The following is a 15,368-nucleotide window of genomic DNA, read 5'->3' on the forward strand; positions in this document are numbered from 1 at the left end:
CATCGAACGCGACATCCGCCCATTCTGTACAGGCAGGGCTTCGTGGCTGTTCAGTGACACGGTTGCCGGTGCGAAGGCGAGCGCCATGATCTACAGCCTTATGCTGACCTGCAGGGCCTGCAACGTCGAACCCTACGCCTATCTCGTGCACGTACTGACCGAATTACCGAAGCGTGCATCGGACGCCGAAGTGACAGATCTCTTGCCGTTCAACTTCGCAAGGCTCACCGTCGCTCCTCGAGCTTGACCTGCCCGACACATCTACCTTCGCGCACGTTTCCAACCTCGGTGTGCTAAATCGCGCGCTTACATTGTTATGGTCAGGCGCATTCTGTCTCCAAAGTTTAGACTGGTGAGCGACCAGACTAAATCAGCCATGGTTTCCGGGCAACCTATCGAAAGTAGGAAAAAACCCGCGATTTGATGATTTTGAAGAGGATGCGGGATTGACTGCCTGGAGACCTACGATGCCACGACCTCCGGCAACGTGGAATTTGCGAGCGGTCAATTTGTCAGTAGACAATCGCGCCTCCGGCGTGCCCTTCGTTGCCCGGAACAGCGACGCGACCGGATGCATCGCAGTGGACTCAGCGATTTACCGCGGAGACCCTCGACGGTGCTTCTGCGGACGATTTTGTCATGCGCGGCCGGCGTCGAGCACGGACCATGACAACCGAGGCGGTGACCAGTGCAACTCCCAGCCATAAGGTAGTCGGCAACGGATGCGCAGAATGCAGCGCAAGGAAAATGGTTGAAAGCACGGGCGTGGCGTAGCTCAACGCTGCCGTTAGGCCTGTATTGCCCTTTTTCATCGCGAAATCCCACAAATAGAACGCTGTACCCATAGGGCCGAGGCCCATGTAGACCAGAACGAGCCAGTCTTGCGCAGGCAACTGTGGCCAGTCGCTGGTGTAGAAGTACATGGCGAGGCACGCCAGTCCTGCAGGAAGTGAAAAAGCGCCGACCGACAGGCTTGAAAGCGAGTTGAATCGTTTTCCAAGTACCGAGTATGCTGCCCACGCAAATGCTGACAACAGCGCGAGCAGATAAGCGACAACTTCCCTTATCACGTGTGAACTCATCGATGCTGGGCCGTCGTGCGACAGGAGAGGTTCTTGGACCGACCAGCAGGCGGCGGCCGCTCCGCCGAAGCCAAGAAGGGCGCTCGCGAGTAGGAAGCGGGGTTTCTGCTCCGTGGGCGCCATTCGGGCGGTTAAGCACACGATGATGATTGGCCACAGATAATGTACAAGGCTCACACCGATGGGGTCACCAAGCTGCAGCGCATAGAAATAGATGACGTGATAAGCGAACATCAGACCGCTGCCGGCGAGAAGGAGCGCCAGCGGCATTTTCCAATGGTGAACCCATGGTAGACCGATGATGCCGCCGATTGTCAGTGCGACGCCGTTGACGAACAAAGTGGGCGCGCCATGCAAGAGCCCGACGCTGGTTGCAAGCGTGCTCCACATCAAGACGGTTACGACCACGCCGATAGCGGTCATCTTGGTTCCTCCAAAATGACCGAATCTGCGATGTTTGGCGACGGCTGTCTTCCCCTTGAACGTAGTAAAAGCTCGTTCGCGTTTCGTACTTGTAGAGCAGGAGGCGTGAAGGCACAGGGGTTGGGAGTGAGACAGAAAAATAAGGCAGCGTTCGCGCGCTGAGCCGTCCCAATGGTTTCTTGTGACCTCTGCGTAGGGGGAAACACTTACGGTTCGGAGCGGACAGGAAAAGGCAGCAGAAGCTGCTGCCGCCAGGACTCGGAACAGTGAAAGCTGCTTTTAAGTCCCTCGATTAAAGTTCTGCTTGCTGTTGGTGCTGAATAAACTGAACTCTCCATCTGGACACACGAGAGGAGTACCCGTGAAACTGACCGACTTCAACACCCTTACGTTTGACTGCTACGGCACCTTGATTGACTGGGAGACCGGCATCTTCCAAGGGCTCAAACCTTTGCTCGAGCGCGCGAAGACGCCGCTCACGCGCGACCGGGTCCTGGAGGCGCACGCACGTCATGAGTCGTCGCAACAGAAATACACACCCGCGAAGCGTTATCAGGAACTGCTGCCCATCGTCTACAAGCGTCTGGCGGAAGAATGGGGTTTGTCGTTCACCCACGAAGAGTGCGTGGCATACGGCCGTTCGGTACAGAATTGGCCGACGTTTGAAGACAGCGCAGAAGCACTGCAATACCTGAAGAAGCACTTCAAGCTTGTCATTCTGTCGAACATTGACAACGAAAGCTTTACCCACAGCAATGCGAAACTGAAGGTTGAGTTCGACGCCATCATCACCGCGGAAGATGTGGGCTCGTACAAGCCTTCGCCGCGCAACTTCGAATACATGCTGGAAAAGCTTGGCGACCGCGGCATCAAGAAGGAAAACATCCTTCATACCGCCGAGAGCCTTTTCCATGACCACAAGCCTGCGAACGAATTCGGTCTGGCTTCGTGCTGGATTTACCGTCGTCACCCGCAACCGGGCTTCGGCGCAACGATGAACCCCGGCATGCAACCGAACATCGACTTCCGCTTCAACAGCATGATGGACCTCGTCAAGGCGCATCAGGAAGCGCTGGCGAAAAAGTAAGACAATGTTGTCTTGTCGGCAGCGGTGACGCTGTCACTGGCTTGGTGCCGTTGCGGACGAGACCGTTGCTCTGCGATGAATTTAGTATCAAGTGACTGAAACATAGGGGGCGTTGTGGCTTTGACGGATTTCAAGGCACTCACATTCGATTGCTATGGTACTCTCATTGACTGGGAGTCCGGCATCGCATCGGGTTTGTCGGAGCTGGCTTCTCGAGCGACTGTACTCCTCGCACGGGACGAAATCCTTGAGGCCCACGCTCGCCACGAAGCGCATCAGCAGAAGATTACGCCGGCCATGCCTTACGACCGGCTGCTTCAAGTCGTCTTCAAACGACTGGCTGAAGAGTGGAACGTATCGTACAAGTGGGACGAGGCCGTAGCGTACGGCGCGTCAATCGGCGATTGGCCCGCTTTCCCCGACTCGGCCAGTACGCTGCAATACCTTAAGAAATATTTCAAGCTGATTGTCGTATCTAATGTGGACAACCGCAGCTTCCGGGCGACCAACGAGAAACTCGCTGTGGAGTTCGACGCAATCGTGACGGCGGAGGATGTCGGCTCGTACAAGCCCTCGCGGAACAACTTCGAGTATCTGTTTTCGACGCTCTCGGCGATGGGCATCACGAAGGGCGATACACTGCATGTTGCCGACAGTGTCTATCACGACCACGAGCCAGCGAGTGAAATGAACCTTCGCTCATGCTGGATTCAACGACGCTACGAGCAACGTGGGTCCGGCGCGAATCTGAAGTATTCCGTCGAGCCTCCGGTTGACTACAAGTTCACGAGCATGGCGCAGCTGGTGAAGGCGCACCACGAAGACCTGGCTCGCGGCTAGTACAGCCGCTTTCGATTGACACTCCAGCCAATTCGAATACGCACGATATGCGACAAAAGCTTGACCGGACCGACATCAAAATCCTTGCCGAACTGCAGAAGAACGGCAACATGACGAACGCGAATCTCGCCAGTACCGTTGGTTTGTCCGCAAGTCCATGTCTGCAACGTGTCAAGCGGCTCGAAGCAGCCGGCATCATCTCGGGCTATGGAGCACATCTGAATCTGACAAAGCTGACCAGCACGGTAACGGTGTTCACCGAAATCATGCTCCATGACCATCGTCGCGAAGATTTCACGCGCTTCGAGGCAAACTTGCGTGATTTTGATGAAATTACGGAGTGTCATCTGGTCAGCGGTGGCTACGACTATCTACTGAAGTCGATTGTCAAGAACATCGGGCACTACCAGGAGGTCATAGAGAAGCTGGTTGACCGCAACATCGGAATCGAAAAGTATTTCAGCTACATCGTCATCCGTTCGCCCTTCGTCAAGCAATCTGTGCCGCTCGACAAGCTGCTTTCCGAAGACGACTAATGGGGCATGTAAGCAATGAAAACTGTGGAGTATGTGTGTACGACGACCAGCCGTACGCTTGTTGGCAAGCTCGACCAGGACGCGGCCTGGTTCAACATGACTCAGGTCGCTCATCTATTTGGCATCAGGCCCGATAGAGCAGCGAAGCTCCTTTGGCAAGTCGGCGCCACCGGCGACATTGACGCCGAACGAGATGTGCGATGGCTCGACCACGAACCGTGCTTGCTCAGCCACAGGGCTGTAGTGTCCGTCGGGTATCACGTGAACTTTGGTCGCACCACTGCTTTCAGGAATTGGTGTGCCTCGTCTCTGGGTACCTTGTGTCACTGAACCAACTTTCATGGCACGTCCGCTTTTTAAGCAGCAAAGAAAAAGGCCATCGTCCTTTTGAGGCGATGGCCAATCGCTTATGAAGCTCTGATTTAGTCGAGACCGCCCTGGCAGATGTACTTGATGGACAGATAGTCCTCGAGACCATACTTCGAACCTTCGCGACCGTACCCGGACTCCTTAACACCGCCGAACGGTGCAGCTTCGCTCGCCACCGCTCCTTCGTTCAGGCCGACTGTTGATGTCCACGGAGAATTGACCCGATGGGGATGCGGCTATTTTCTTGGACTGGTTTACGTCGTTAGCCCCAGGCTTTCACGGTACTCGATGGGGCTGAGATAGCCAAGGGAGCCCTTGATCCGTTTCTCGTTGTACCAGCAGACGTAGGCGTTCAGTACCTCAACGAACTCCGCGATGGTCGTCGAACGCCAGTCTCCTGGATAGAACATCTCGGTTTTCAGCCTGCCGAAGAATCCCTCACAGGCCGCATTGTCTGGGGAACAGGCTTTCCGCGACATGGATCGAATCAGATTAGCCTTTGCAACCCGCGATAGCCAGCCAGGCCAACGGTAGTGGCCACCCCGATCGGAATGCACGATCGGCGTTTTATCTTCTTCAGTCACGGTCTCGATAGCCGCATCTAACATGGTATTCACGAGCTCTGCGTCAGGGCTTGTGCCAATCGACCAGCTGACGACCATGCCATCGAAGCAGTCGATCATGGGCGACAGATATACCTTCCCCGCAGGAATCTGGAACTCGGAGATATCGGTCACCCACTTTTCGTTGGGTGCGTCAGCACGGAAATCGCGATTGATGATGTTATCTGGGGCAGGGCTGATTTCCCCGATATAAGAACGGTATCGGCGCCGCCTGGGCCTGGCTGCATGGAGGCCGCCTTGTTTCATGAGGCGACGCACGACTTTCTCCGATATAAACACACGTTGTCGGCCGAGCGCTGCCTGCACCCGACGATAGCCGTAGGATCGGTGATTGTCCTCGAAGATCTCCGCAACGGTACGACGAACTTCTGCATATTTGTCGGCAACCCGTATGGGCGACCGATGGTAGAAATAGGAGCTGCGCGCCAGGTCCAACCGCGCAAGCAGCTCAGCCAAACTGTATTCTTCTCTCAGGGCGTCAACCAGCGTCGTCTTCTCCCGGTTGCTCAAGAGTGGCAGGTCGACGCCCAGGTCTTTTTTTAGGAGTTCATTCGCCTTCTTCAACAGGTCGTGTTCAAGCTGCAGATTGCGAATGTCGCGCCGGAGCCCTTCGACTTGCCGCTCCACTTCGTCCCGATCCGTTTCTGCAGGTGATCGCTTGTCGCGTTTCATGGATGCAGGAGCCTCTCGGCCGAGTAACTGGTTCTTCCAGTTGTACAGCGTCACCCTGTCGACGTCCAGCTTTTGCGCCAACGCCTGCGCACTTCCTTCACGTGTGCAGAGTTCGTACACCGCGGCCTGTCTGGACGCCAATGACGCGGCCGGTCGACCTGCCTTGCCAACCACGCATCTCCTGGTTTCCGGATAGCGCTCGCGAACCCACGCCGTCAGTATCTGGCGACAGGGATAGCCTAATGCCCTAAGGGTGAAGGCGAAGCAGCGCCCGTGGTTGACGTAGTGCTCGAGTGCTACGTTCTTCTGTTTTTCTGAATACTTCGGCTTTCCGCGAACATATTCCTTCTGCAAATCGCCACTCTTCTCGAATTCTTCGCACCACGCCTTGAGAGAATTCTTCGTCGGGTAACCCAACTGGCGGATGGTCGCCTTGATGCGCTTCCCGAGTTTCAGGTACAGCTCGACCGCCCGAACGCGGTCTTCGTATGAATACATGGACTACCTCCAGGTAGTCCAAGATTTTGTCCGCATCCCCGATGGGTCAGAATTCGGTGGAAATCAACAACGGTGACCGTCGGAAGCCTTGCAGAGGTCGTGGCCCAATACAGACGAAGGCAAACTCGCGGAGAAACCATGATTTCCAATGAATGTAGGGCGATGTTTATTGTGGAGGGACGGGCAGTCCGCCTCAGCTTTAGGCCGGACGACGGGACGCTGCGGTTCTTAGATGCTTCTGGCGACTGCCTGCGAGAAGGGCACTGCAATTTATCGTGGACAGACCTGCTGTCGAACATTCGCCAATTCAACCCGCAGCAAAAAGGAAATAAGAAACATCTGGTCGACCTTCTCATGCTCGCAAACCGCGAAACGTAGCGGCGTCTTGCCGCATACCGTTATGACCTTGTGATGTGCCTCGGAGAGGCAGCGGTAAACTCAGAAGGAACAGCCCCGAACCGGGCGCAGAAGCCAGGAAAGAATGGATTGTACCGATGCACACAAGAGTCTGGCCCGGCGTTGCTCGCGTGTCGTTTGGCATAATCGAGAACCAGCGCGCTTTTCGCAACGGAACATGCTGAGATAACCGCACCGGACGTCTGCGTTGAAGCGGCGCTGAGACGGTCACCCGAAACACTTTCGTCATGGTGCGTCCGCTTCCGCGCGACAAGTTATGTGGCTTAAGCTTTTCTTAAGTAACGACAATGCCGCTCGCGAACGACGTCAACGCGCTCGCTGGCTCAGGTCGACGGGGCCACGAAAGAGCGGGCCGGCAGCATGTCGACGAGATTTTCGGTGCTTACCTGCATGTTGGCTCCATTTGTGAGATTCAACCAGCGTAGGTATCGCGGAAGCCGCGTTCGACCCCGTACAGTCAGTCTACCCTCAGAGCAACGCCCGCCCGTAGGCGTGCTTTCGTGCGTGGCATCGCCGTGTATTATGGTCCACATAGCCCCTGACCTGACGGAGAGACGCCTATGGATGTATCGTTCCTCGTCGACCCGATTCACAAAACCGTCACAAGCGTGCAGGACGGTTATGCCCGTGCAGGTGAACTTATCGGAACGGATTTGACCGATACCGCGACCCTGTGGGGTGATGCTGCCGACTCGGATACCTCGGTCCAGGTCATCGTCGCGGACGACACTCTCACAAGCAACACTATCTCGCGCGGCTTTTTCAAGGTCACGCTTGAGGTGGAGAGCGTAAGACTGGAACGGGTACTAGCGGGCAAAGCGGTACTCAATGCATATGGCACCCTACCTCCCGACGTCAAGGAGCAGGTCAAAACGCTGAAGGCCGTGCGGGAGCGCGTCACGTTTATCAGCGCTGAGGATGCGTTTCAATGGTTCGAGGAAAACATTGGCGGCTCGCCGTTTTCGCTGGAGGGCTGAAGCGGGCTGGCGCTCAGCGCGAGATGCCGAATCGCCCATAGAGCCGTCCGTGAGCCTTGACGTGGGCTATTCAGCCGGTAGACATCGAGGCAGGGCAGCCTTTTACGTCCTCAGAAGGAAGGGGGCAAATTTCGCTACGTGACGCTTTTCGACTTGCCACCGGGGGGCGGATAAACGTACCAATTCCAGTAGGAATGCAGAAAGAGGTGTATTGAACGAAAGCCCGTCGTCGACTGGACTCCGACGAGTACACAGCGCGTTCCTGCAGGGCACGGTCGAACATGTTCGGCTATACGGACTGGGACTGCTACGTCCGGAGCGAACATTATGCGGAAAATGTCCGACGCGACGTAGAAGAATGTGCATACGAAGTAGAAGAGAAGGGCGATGGATTCACGGGCAGCGGGATGAAGAACGCGTACTGATAGCGGTCTCTTGCAAACGCGTACGGGTCAGACGCAGGCTGGCATGGCTAGACGATTTTCTGGGCGATGGTGAGCTCGCAGTTGGACCTAGGCTCACCCGTTAGAAAAATCAGGCTGGCGGCTAGGCAGGCAAGGTGTCCTCCGGCGAGGCACACTTGCGCCGCGCACTTTCGGACTGGAATGAAAGCAGCGCCGGGACGTTCACGTCCTCATCGATTTCCGGCCAGAACAATTGCTGATGGTCCATCGAGATGGCGAAGTGTTCGCGTTCCGCTGCCGTCGCCGCCTGGAGAACAGGAAACCAGTCCAGTGGAAATGAAACGGCCCCGCCGTCGGACATGTCGAGAAACAGATGTGTGCTGTCGAAGCGTACGCCCACCGCAGCGCCTTCCATGGCCGCCTCCTGAACCGGATGCATCTTGCGCAGGCCGCGGCGACCTCGCATTCAAGCACCGAAAAGACTACGTATCTGGGGAAGCGACCGTTGCCGTGCGCGCGGATGGAGGCTATCCATGGCGCGTGTAGCCCGGGCCATCGTTGTTATAAATGCGACGGCCCTCGTCGGATTCCCGCCGGAACGATAACTGATAGTGCTTCGGCATCCAGCGGCCGGGAGCACCTACAGGTCTACGCTCAGCTACCGCCGAAAAAGATATTGCATTGCGGGTCCGTCCTGCACTTCTCCGCGGTGCGCCTGCCGGCTTGCGTGTTTGTGGAGGGCATGCCGCCATATGACTGATACGACATATCAGTGGACGCTGCCGGAGTAGCGAGGTTCTGCTGCTGTTGCTGCGCCTGCGGCGCCTGCATCGTGTCCTGGGCGCTTGCGAGCCCCGGCAAGACCAGCAATCCGCCAGCAGCAAGCACGGCCATCAACTGTGATTTCATGATTCACTCCTTGACCACCTTCATGGCTTCCCCGGGGGTTTGCGTTATTCGCACACCTCAATCGCACTCGCGCCTTGGCAGGCAGCGGATGCGGTTGGTGCTGACGCTATCTGGAAGAGACGCGCAATGCGCTGAGCCGAGGTACGGAGCGCAGCTCATCGGGCGCGAAATCGCGATATCGGCGGGGCTTGTGAACCCGCTGATGCATCTCGCACCTGTGGGCTCTGTTATAGGGCGCGCGGCGGATAAACAAAGGTGCAATGCGAAAATACCCTGCGCTGCACCGGCACGCATGACGGAGGGATACCCGCCCGGGAACCGGTATGTAACTGGCTACCGGCTACCTACTACCTGCGGCTGAAAGGTGTCGTGCTGGCCGCCAACCCTCCAGCGCCTGGTTTAGCTCGTCGCGAGACCGCATGTCGCGCCTTCTTGACATCGGGAACGTGTGCGCGTCGCGGGCCGGCGCAAGTCTGAATCACTCACTGCGGATTGCTCGAATCCAGAAGTTCGCGGGGTAGGAGCCGCTATCCTTTAAAAGGGTTTAATGCATCACTCTCTTTCCGCCGTTGGGCACACGGCTTGCGCGACTCAGTGTTTCCAATATCGGGAGCAACATGATGACTACGCCCAACCTGCATCCGTCCGGTACCGGGGCGAAATCGTCGGTAGCACCAGCGGCGCGGGGCCCGGACCAGAGGTGATGGCAGCGACCACGCTCAATGGCGACACGGCCATGTCATCCGACGGCGAACACGCGGGCAAGATAGCCGACCTCATGCTGGACGTGCGAAGCGGACGGATTGCCTATGCAGTCCTCTCGACAGGGGGATTCCTCGGCCTCGGAAATACGCTGCACGCCATCCCGTGGAGCGCACTGACACTGGATGCAATCGACCGGTGTTTCGTCGTGGACATCCCGGCCCAGCGACTAAAGGATGAGCCCGGGTTTGATAAGGACCACTGGCCTTCGATGGCGGACGAAAAGTGGGGCACCACGGTTCATCACTACTACAAACGCGAACCCTACTGGACCGCTACCCGTTGACATCAGCGAAGGACGCGAGACCGACATCTAGAAATCGGCTTCCCTGGGCTCATCACACCCCGCTCACGGCACCTTGGCGTCGAGTTCCGGACACATGACCACGCATTCCCGCGCCGTCGGCCCATTGCGGGCGACGACGAAGACGGCCGGGGTCGGGCTGCGGTTGACGGCGACGTGGACCACGCCCGCCGGGGTGAAGATGTAATCACCGGGGCGCACCACCTGCCGGTCTTCCAGTTCGTCGCCCGTATAGAACTCGATTTCGTCGCCGCTTAGCATGTAGTGCGCGGTGTCATGGTGTTCGTGAACGTGAGCGCTGGTTCTGCCACCGGGCGGCACGGACACCACGCCCAGGTAAAGAACCTCGGACCCCACCGTTTCCTTGCTGACCGGGAGCATGCACGGAGCCTTGCTGGGACATGTAGCTGGCCCCACCATGAACAACACGACCCACTTTCGCCCTCGGTGAGGTTGTTTCCATTGCACACCTCCGGTCATCAACTCGCGTATCGGTCCCGCCCATGGCAATCACTATAGGCGACGGAAGAAAGGGTAAGGCTGGGATTTCGGCTCTCAGCTTCCTGGACGCTTCAGTCGCTGCGCGGCGTCCGGCGGCGGCGAATCGTACGGGAAACTGTGGGCGGTGAGCAACGCGGATGGTTCGGCAGGGTTGACCGGTCGCCGCGGCGATAGAGACACGGTGGCGAGTAGCTGAAATCGAGGACCGCCACGGCCCGTGTTGTTATTTGGCGAGCTGACAGGTCTTGGAACCAAAGCCAAGCGTCACGCTCTTTTTCACCTTGGGTGTGGCAGCCATGGGTTCGTCCGGTTTTCGGTCCAGATAGGTGACGACGATAGAGCGGCCATGAAACACAATCGACCGCGGCATGATGCGGTCGCCGAGGAGGACAGCGTTGGTCTTACTGCAGTCACTGAGTGCCAGCGCTACGTAACTGAAAATACCGCTACCGCCTGGTTCGTCCGCCAGGAATATCGCGGCAGCAGGCTTCGAGTCAAGTCGGCCATCGACGGGCTTGCCGAACACACGCGTCACGTGCTGCGTCGCCGAGCCAGGCGCGGCATGTACCGCTCGCTCGACGTTCGACAACTTCACGTCTTCGTTGTCGATGCGGAAGGTCGCATTCCTGTAGTCTACATCGACAGTTCCAGCCAGAGCCCCGACGGCTACCAACGCGAGGCAGGTCGCGATTGCGGCGGCGGTCAACTGCTTCCTCATGGTTCATATGCTCTTCGTTGGAAAACGTCTGCCGCGTTATCTCGAAGTGACCGTTCTGAAGTTGTTGTTCTTCGGGCTGCACTGTGGTCAGACACCAGCATCCAGCACGCGGCCTCCTCGAGGTCGGCCTCGAAGTCCGGCACGTCAGCCTTGTCAAAGTGCCGTAGTGCGTTGGCTACACTGTTATCCGCGTCATTGAAGGTCTTGCGGTCCAGCGGCCGGCCGTGCAGCTTCGTGTGCGCCAGGTCGGCCGCATCGAACTTCCAGTCGACGCCGGACTGCTGCCCCTTGTTCAGGAGCGCCTGTGCCAGCACACGTTCGGCCGCGCTGGCCAGGGTGATGGCAGAGGCGAAGCGATGGCGCACCAGGAACGCGTCGAGCGCCATCTCCAGCTGCTCGCGCGCGAGGTCGATGCGGTGGCAGGTTTGCGTAGTCATGCCTGGCTCCGGGGGGGCGGATGGGGAGGTTCCAGTCTATCGCCGCCTCGGCACGAGAGAAATACATCCGCGTTCGCTGTCGCGCCGTAAAGTTTCCGCGCCCGAAGCCGATAAACAAGCCTCGTAGGGCAGCAAGGTGCCTTGTTCGACGCGTTCGAGGTGCCCGCTGCGCGAGACTCTTCCGGACCGGGAAGAAGCCACCAACAAATAGCTGAGAGAAAAGATGGACAATCCGGCTGCTCACCGCTCGCCCAGTTTGCAAGCAGCCTCACTGTCACCGAGCGTTACCGCAAAGCTCGCTGATGTGTGGCACCTGTTGCTTGCACTCATGGTCACCACGCTGACCTGCCTCGCCAGCGGAGCGCTGAAAACGATGGCGGGCGAAATCGCGCCGATATGGCTGACCAATGCGGTCCTGCTGTCACAGCTGATGGCCGCACCGCGCCGGCAACGATACTGGGTCTTCGTTGGCGGGGTCCTCGGGAATCTGGCTGCCAATCTCTATGTAGGCGAAAGCCTCGCGGTATCCGCATCGTACTCGTCGGCCGACATCGTTGAAGTCCTGATTGCGTTCGCCTTTGCACCGAGCGTCTCAAGCGTTGCCGAGCTGGTCCGACTGAAACCATTGGTGAGATTCGTGACGGGCGGCGTACTGCTTGCGCCCGCCGTATGTGGCGTCCTGGCAACGACGCTGCTGCGCGGGGAGCTGACTGGCCAGGCGCTACTCAACCTGGCCAACTGGTATGTCTCGGATGCGCTGAGCCTCGCCATCTTCACACCCGCCACCCTGGTCTTCTGGACCGGCGAGGTCGCGCATCTCCTGCGTGCTGACCAGTTGCGAAAGACTGCCTTCCTGTTGCTGCTGGTTTGCATTGTCACGACAGGCGTATTTGGTCAAAGCCGGTTTCCGCTCCTGTACTGGGCGCTGCCACCCATCGTGCTGCTGGCGTTTCAGGCGGACCTCGCAGGCGTCCTGGTGGGGCTGCTGCTGTGTCTCGCCATCGCCGTGTCGTTCACGATGCGCGGGTCCGGGCCGCTCTGGGTCTTTCCCTACGAAACCATGCAGGGCCGCATCTTCGGCCTGCAGCTCTTTCTCGTTGCCGCACTCGGCATCGCCCTGCCCATCAGCGCCACGCAGGCGCAGCGAAGCCGGCTCTTCACGATGCTGCGCGATGGCGAACGCCGCTATCGTCTTCTCGCGGAAAACGCGACCGATGTCGTCATGAGCCTTGGGCGCGACGGCCGGCTCACCTACGTGTCACCGCGGATTACCGCATTGCTGGGCCACCCGCCTGACCAGCTCATTGGAACATCACTGTCCGACCTGGCTTTGTCCGGGGACCGGAGTGCGCTGGCAGCAGTCCTCGAAAAGGTGGCGTCGGGCGAATCCGAAGCTTCCCAGGCCAGCCGCTTCCTGCACAGGAACGGCGGTGCCATCTGGATGGAGACGCATCTGCGTTGTGTCATCGACCCGTTCTCGGGCAAACCAGATTCTCTCACTGCCACCGTTCGCAACATTTCTGAGCAAAAGCTGGCGGAGCAGCGGGCCGCCGACGAGCGTGCGGAGTTGCAGGGGCTCGTCTTCCGCGACGGGCTGACGGGGCTCTTCAACCGGCGTCATTTTGACCGCGAGCTGGGACGTCACTGGCAACAGCAGTCGCGGGCCGACAAGCGGGGGAATCTGGCGGTCATCATGGCCGACGTGGACGCCTACAAGAGCTTTAACGACTGCTATGGCCACCAGCGTGGTGATGAGTGCCTGCGCACGGTTGCGGCGGCAATCTCGTCTACCGCCTCGCGTGCGACGGATACGGTAGCCCGGTATGGCGGCGAAGAATTCGCCCTCATCCTGCCGGATACCGACGGCGAGGGTGCGCTGATTGTGGCCGAACGAATCCGGCGGGCTGTCGAGTGCCTTGGCATTTCACACGAGGCGAGCAGTCCGGGCATCGTCACGATTAGCGTCGGTGTCGCAGCAACGCAGGCCGGGCAGGACAGCGACCCTGCAATGCTCGTCGGAGCCGCCGACCGGGCACTGTATGCTGCCAAACGGCAAGGCAGGAATTGCATATGCGTTGCAGACGTCGATGAGCAGGAGCCAACAGGGTCTGAAATACGCGTCAAACGAGGCTAATCGCCGTCGACCGCAAACGGCACAGCGGTCAACATCTCCGCTATCGCAGGCGCATGCAACCGGCAGCGGCTTCTTTGCAGCGCGCTAACGCACGTGAGGCTCACGCCCCGAAGCCGCATGACATCGCGCAGACAACGTTGTCTATCCTTGTCGCGCTGCCGTTCAGAACGGCAACAGCCTGGCGGGGTCTTCGCGAATGAGTCGGCCCAGTCCGCGAAACCCCGCTATCTACCTGTGCTCTAGTGACCACTGTCGGCACGGCATTGCGGCAGATGACCACACGGAGCCCATCTCGAGCGGGCTAACTGCCACGTGCAGCGGTGATTTCGGATACCCCGCCATATCCGGATGTACCGTTTTCCATTTTGCCGGGCATCGCAACCCAGCTCGAGACAAGGTCTCCGTGGTAGGTCATGCCGGCAGTTATCGCGCCATGCGCGTTGCCTCCAGCACGCCCACTATTGCCATTCGCACCAGCCTCGCCACGTTGCTTTCGACTCTTGATTCTCGCGAATACGCCACCTATTGTGGAAAGTGCCATAACGGCACGAGACATAAGGAGTACATCATGCCATCGCCAAGAAAGGCCTCGCCTGCTCACGGGGCTGAAGCTGAGATGTCGAGCAAGAAGAAGGTAGCTTCGCCGGCGAAGGCCGCCGGAAAGGCGCAGGGCGAGAAAAGCCCCCAAATGACCAAGCAGCGCCCCAAGAACAAGTCGAAAGCCTGAAACGGAAACGCCCCAGAAACGGGGCGTTTCCATTCGCTGGCGAAGCATCGGCTCGACATCCAACATAGACTGCACATGCTGCTCCAGCAGCACAAGGAAGCGTTGCCGGACCAGCATCACTGTCAATGGTTGACGCCCTCTGTGCTTGTGCATTACATCGGGCAGCACATTGAAAGTGCAGGGCGGCGAGGAAAGCATCTTCTCCCGGAAAGGAGGTGAATCCACGATGCTGGGTATCAACTAAGCGACGACCGATGCGTATGCGTGAAAGCGAACGAGTCCTCGTCACCGTAAGCGACGAGGGCAGCCAAGGGAAGTGCAGGGAGGTGTGCTCCGAAAGCGGCCGGCGCCACCGGTTCCGCGTGTGCGGCGTCGGGAGGGAAGTCAGGGGCGGCACTGGCGGCTTGGGCATGTCGAAGGGAAGGAAGGCTTACCGATATCGCGAGCGGGCGCTTATCGCACTGGTCATTCGCACCCAGCCAATGCAACCACTACGTACCGCTGCTTTGAGTATAACGACGCGGCCTTCAGGGCCCGTGTCGCCTCTCCGCGACCCCGGCAGTCCCACCCATTCCCTTAACTGGTCGCCTCACTGACGATTGCGCCTTAGACGGTGTTAGGAACCTCCGGTCAAACCTGATACCCTGGAGGCATGACAAGAGAGAAACGTAAAGCCTACCCGACAGACGTTTCAGACGAAGAATGGAGCTTCGTGGCAGCGTATCTGACGTTGATGGATGAGAGTGCACCGCAGCGTAAATATGAGTTGCGCGAGATGTTCAATGCGTTGCGCTGGATGGCTCGCGCGGGGGCTGCGTGGCGAATGCTGCCGACCAATTTTCCGCCGTGGGAACTCGTGTACCAGCAGACGCAACGATGGCTGGCGGCTGGCTGTTTCGAGTGCATGGTGAGTGATCTCCGTTCGATCGTCCGTGTGGCGCAGGGGCG

17 protein-coding genes and 1 pseudogene are annotated in these 15,368 nt (G+C 58.6%); 9 read left to right on the forward strand and 9 right to left on the reverse strand.

Annotated features, from left to right (window positions below; translation table 11 throughout):
- Nucleotides 1-247: transposase domain-containing protein (locus BLT65_RS45800; RefSeq protein WP_143036621.1), on the forward strand; the 247-nt coding region annotated here is incomplete at its 5' end.
- 340 nt (nucleotides 248-587) lie between these two features.
- On the opposite strand, the gene BLT65_RS45805 is transcribed toward BLT65_RS45800, so the two are convergent.
- Nucleotides 588-1,505: an EamA family transporter gene (locus BLT65_RS45805; protein WP_091790655.1), complete on the reverse strand. Its 918-nt coding sequence runs from the start codon at nucleotides 1,503-1,505 to the stop codon at nucleotides 588-590.
- 361 nt (nucleotides 1,506-1,866) lie between these two features.
- Between BLT65_RS45805 and BLT65_RS45810 the strand changes: the two genes are divergently transcribed.
- From BLT65_RS45810 to BLT65_RS45820, 3 genes are all read left to right on the forward strand, one after another.
- On the forward strand, nucleotides 1,867-2,592 hold the full coding sequence (locus BLT65_RS45810; RefSeq protein WP_091790656.1) for a haloacid dehalogenase type II: 726 nt from the start codon (nucleotides 1,867-1,869) through the stop codon (nucleotides 2,590-2,592).
- 114 nt (nucleotides 2,593-2,706) lie between these two features.
- Nucleotides 2,707-3,432 (forward strand): haloacid dehalogenase type II, encoded by a 726-nt coding sequence (locus BLT65_RS45815; protein WP_091790657.1) that lies wholly within the window; start codon nucleotides 2,707-2,709, stop codon nucleotides 3,430-3,432.
- 47 nt (nucleotides 3,433-3,479) lie between these two features.
- Complete coding sequence (locus tag BLT65_RS45820; protein ID WP_091790658.1) at nucleotides 3,480-3,968, forward strand: Lrp/AsnC family transcriptional regulator; 489 nt, start codon at nucleotides 3,480-3,482, stop codon at nucleotides 3,966-3,968.
- Nucleotides 3,969-4,390: 422 nt separating this feature from the next.
- Here the strand turns inward: BLT65_RS45820 and BLT65_RS47040 are convergent.
- Together BLT65_RS47040 and BLT65_RS45830 are read right to left on the reverse strand one after the other, a co-directional pair.
- Nucleotides 4,391-4,534: pseudogene (locus BLT65_RS47040) on the reverse strand (aldehyde dehydrogenase family protein); the annotation flags it as partial.
- Between the two features lie 57 nt (nucleotides 4,535-4,591).
- Nucleotides 4,592-6,130, reverse strand: a complete 1,539-nt coding sequence (locus BLT65_RS45830) for an IS3 family transposase (RefSeq protein ID WP_091790660.1) — start codon at nucleotides 6,128-6,130, stop codon at nucleotides 4,592-4,594.
- A 138-nt stretch (nucleotides 6,131-6,268) separates the two neighbouring features.
- Between BLT65_RS45830 and BLT65_RS45835 the strand changes: the two genes are divergently transcribed.
- Nucleotides 6,269-6,508, forward strand: a complete 240-nt coding sequence (locus BLT65_RS45835; RefSeq protein ID WP_143036730.1) for a hypothetical protein — start codon at nucleotides 6,269-6,271, stop codon at nucleotides 6,506-6,508.
- Nucleotides 6,509-7,107: 599 nt separating this feature from the next.
- Nucleotides 7,108-7,524 (forward strand): hypothetical protein, encoded by a 417-nt coding sequence (locus BLT65_RS45840; protein ID WP_091790662.1) that lies wholly within the window; start codon nucleotides 7,108-7,110, stop codon nucleotides 7,522-7,524.
- Between the two features lie 546 nt (nucleotides 7,525-8,070).
- Here BLT65_RS45840 and BLT65_RS45845 read toward each other — a convergent pair.
- Nucleotides 8,071-8,343: a DUF2442 domain-containing protein gene (locus BLT65_RS45845; RefSeq protein WP_091790663.1), complete on the reverse strand. Its 273-nt coding sequence runs from the start codon at nucleotides 8,341-8,343 to the stop codon at nucleotides 8,071-8,073.
- A gap of 239 nt (nucleotides 8,344-8,582) precedes the next feature.
- On the reverse strand, nucleotides 8,583-8,837 hold the full coding sequence (locus BLT65_RS45850; protein WP_091790664.1) for a hypothetical protein: 255 nt from the start codon (nucleotides 8,835-8,837) through the stop codon (nucleotides 8,583-8,585).
- Between the two features lie 547 nt (nucleotides 8,838-9,384).
- Between BLT65_RS45850 and BLT65_RS45855 the strand changes: the two genes are divergently transcribed.
- A complete protein-coding gene (locus tag BLT65_RS45855; RefSeq protein ID WP_143036731.1) occupies nucleotides 9,385-9,885 on the forward strand; it encodes a PRC-barrel domain-containing protein in 501 nt (166 codons plus the stop codon).
- Nucleotides 9,886-9,948: 63 nt separating this feature from the next.
- Here BLT65_RS45855 and BLT65_RS45860 read toward each other — a convergent pair whose 3' ends face one another.
- From BLT65_RS45860 to BLT65_RS45870, 3 genes are all read right to left on the reverse strand, one after another.
- The gene (locus tag BLT65_RS45860; RefSeq protein WP_208545914.1) at nucleotides 9,949-10,284 is read right to left on the reverse strand and encodes a cupin domain-containing protein; all 336 of its coding nucleotides are present in this window, start codon (nucleotides 10,282-10,284) and stop codon (nucleotides 9,949-9,951) included.
- A 343-nt stretch (nucleotides 10,285-10,627) separates the two neighbouring features.
- Nucleotides 10,628-11,122 (reverse strand): hypothetical protein, encoded by a 495-nt coding sequence (locus BLT65_RS45865; protein ID WP_091790665.1) that lies wholly within the window; start codon nucleotides 11,120-11,122, stop codon nucleotides 10,628-10,630.
- On the reverse strand, nucleotides 11,119-11,559 hold the full coding sequence (locus tag BLT65_RS45870) for a hypothetical protein (RefSeq protein WP_244187117.1): 441 nt from the start codon (nucleotides 11,557-11,559) through the stop codon (nucleotides 11,119-11,121). Before BLT65_RS45870 ends, BLT65_RS45865 begins: the two co-directional genes overlap by 4 nt.
- A gap of 223 nt (nucleotides 11,560-11,782) precedes the next feature.
- Between BLT65_RS45870 and BLT65_RS45875 the strand changes: the two genes are divergently transcribed.
- Nucleotides 11,783-13,693: a bifunctional diguanylate cyclase/phosphodiesterase gene (locus tag BLT65_RS45875; protein WP_091790666.1), complete on the forward strand. Its 1,911-nt coding sequence runs from the start codon at nucleotides 11,783-11,785 to the stop codon at nucleotides 13,691-13,693.
- Between the two features lie 301 nt (nucleotides 13,694-13,994).
- On the opposite strand, the gene BLT65_RS47765 is transcribed toward BLT65_RS45875, so the two are convergent.
- Nucleotides 13,995-14,645, reverse strand: coding sequence for a hypothetical protein (locus tag BLT65_RS47765; protein WP_143036732.1), 651 nt, complete (start codon nucleotides 14,643-14,645; stop codon nucleotides 13,995-13,997).
- A gap of 427 nt (nucleotides 14,646-15,072) precedes the next feature.
- On the opposite strand from BLT65_RS47765, the gene BLT65_RS45880 reads away from it, so the two are divergent.
- Nucleotides 15,073-15,368 (forward strand): transposase (locus BLT65_RS45880; protein WP_143036733.1); only part of this gene is annotated, 296 nt, incomplete at its 3' end.

The sequence above is a fragment of the Paraburkholderia steynii genome (assembly GCF_900100565.1).
GTDB lineage: Bacteria > Pseudomonadota > Gammaproteobacteria > Burkholderiales > Burkholderiaceae > Paraburkholderia > Paraburkholderia terrae.

What these genes read in the sequence shown, in the direction of transcription:
- BLT65_RS45805 (WP_091790655.1), bottom strand. Translation starts at nt 1,505, where the DNA reads ATGACCGCTATCGGCGTGGTCGTAACCGTCTTGATGTGGAGCACGCTT.
- BLT65_RS45820 (WP_091790658.1), top strand. Translation starts at nt 3,480, where the DNA reads ATGCGACAAAAGCTTGACCGGACCGACATCAAAATCCTTGCCGAACTG.
- BLT65_RS45830 (WP_091790660.1), bottom strand. Translation starts at nt 6,130, where the DNA reads ATGTATTCATACGAAGACCGCGTTCGGGCGGTCGAGCTGTACCTGAAA.
- BLT65_RS45835 (WP_143036730.1), top strand. Translation starts at nt 6,269, where the DNA reads ATGATTTCCAATGAATGTAGGGCGATGTTTATTGTGGAGGGACGGGCA.
- BLT65_RS45840 (WP_091790662.1), top strand. Translation starts at nt 7,108, where the DNA reads ATGGATGTATCGTTCCTCGTCGACCCGATTCACAAAACCGTCACAAGC.
- BLT65_RS45845 (WP_091790663.1), bottom strand. Translation starts at nt 8,343, where the DNA reads ATGGAAGGCGCTGCGGTGGGCGTACGCTTCGACAGCACACATCTGTTT.
- BLT65_RS45850 (WP_091790664.1), bottom strand. Translation starts at nt 8,837, where the DNA reads ATGAAATCACAGTTGATGGCCGTGCTTGCTGCTGGCGGATTGCTGGTC.
- BLT65_RS45855 (WP_143036731.1), top strand. Translation starts at nt 9,385, where the DNA reads ATGCATCACTCTCTTTCCGCCGTTGGGCACACGGCTTGCGCGACTCAG.
- BLT65_RS45860 (WP_208545914.1), bottom strand. Translation starts at nt 10,284, where the DNA reads ATGCTCCCGGTCAGCAAGGAAACGGTGGGGTCCGAGGTTCTTTACCTG.
- BLT65_RS45865 (WP_091790665.1), bottom strand. Translation starts at nt 11,122, where the DNA reads ATGAGGAAGCAGTTGACCGCCGCCGCAATCGCGACCTGCCTCGCGTTG.
- BLT65_RS45870 (WP_244187117.1), bottom strand. Translation starts at nt 11,559, where the DNA reads ATGACTACGCAAACCTGCCACCGCATCGACCTCGCGCGCGAGCAGCTG.
- BLT65_RS45875 (WP_091790666.1), top strand. Translation starts at nt 11,783, where the DNA reads ATGGACAATCCGGCTGCTCACCGCTCGCCCAGTTTGCAAGCAGCCTCA.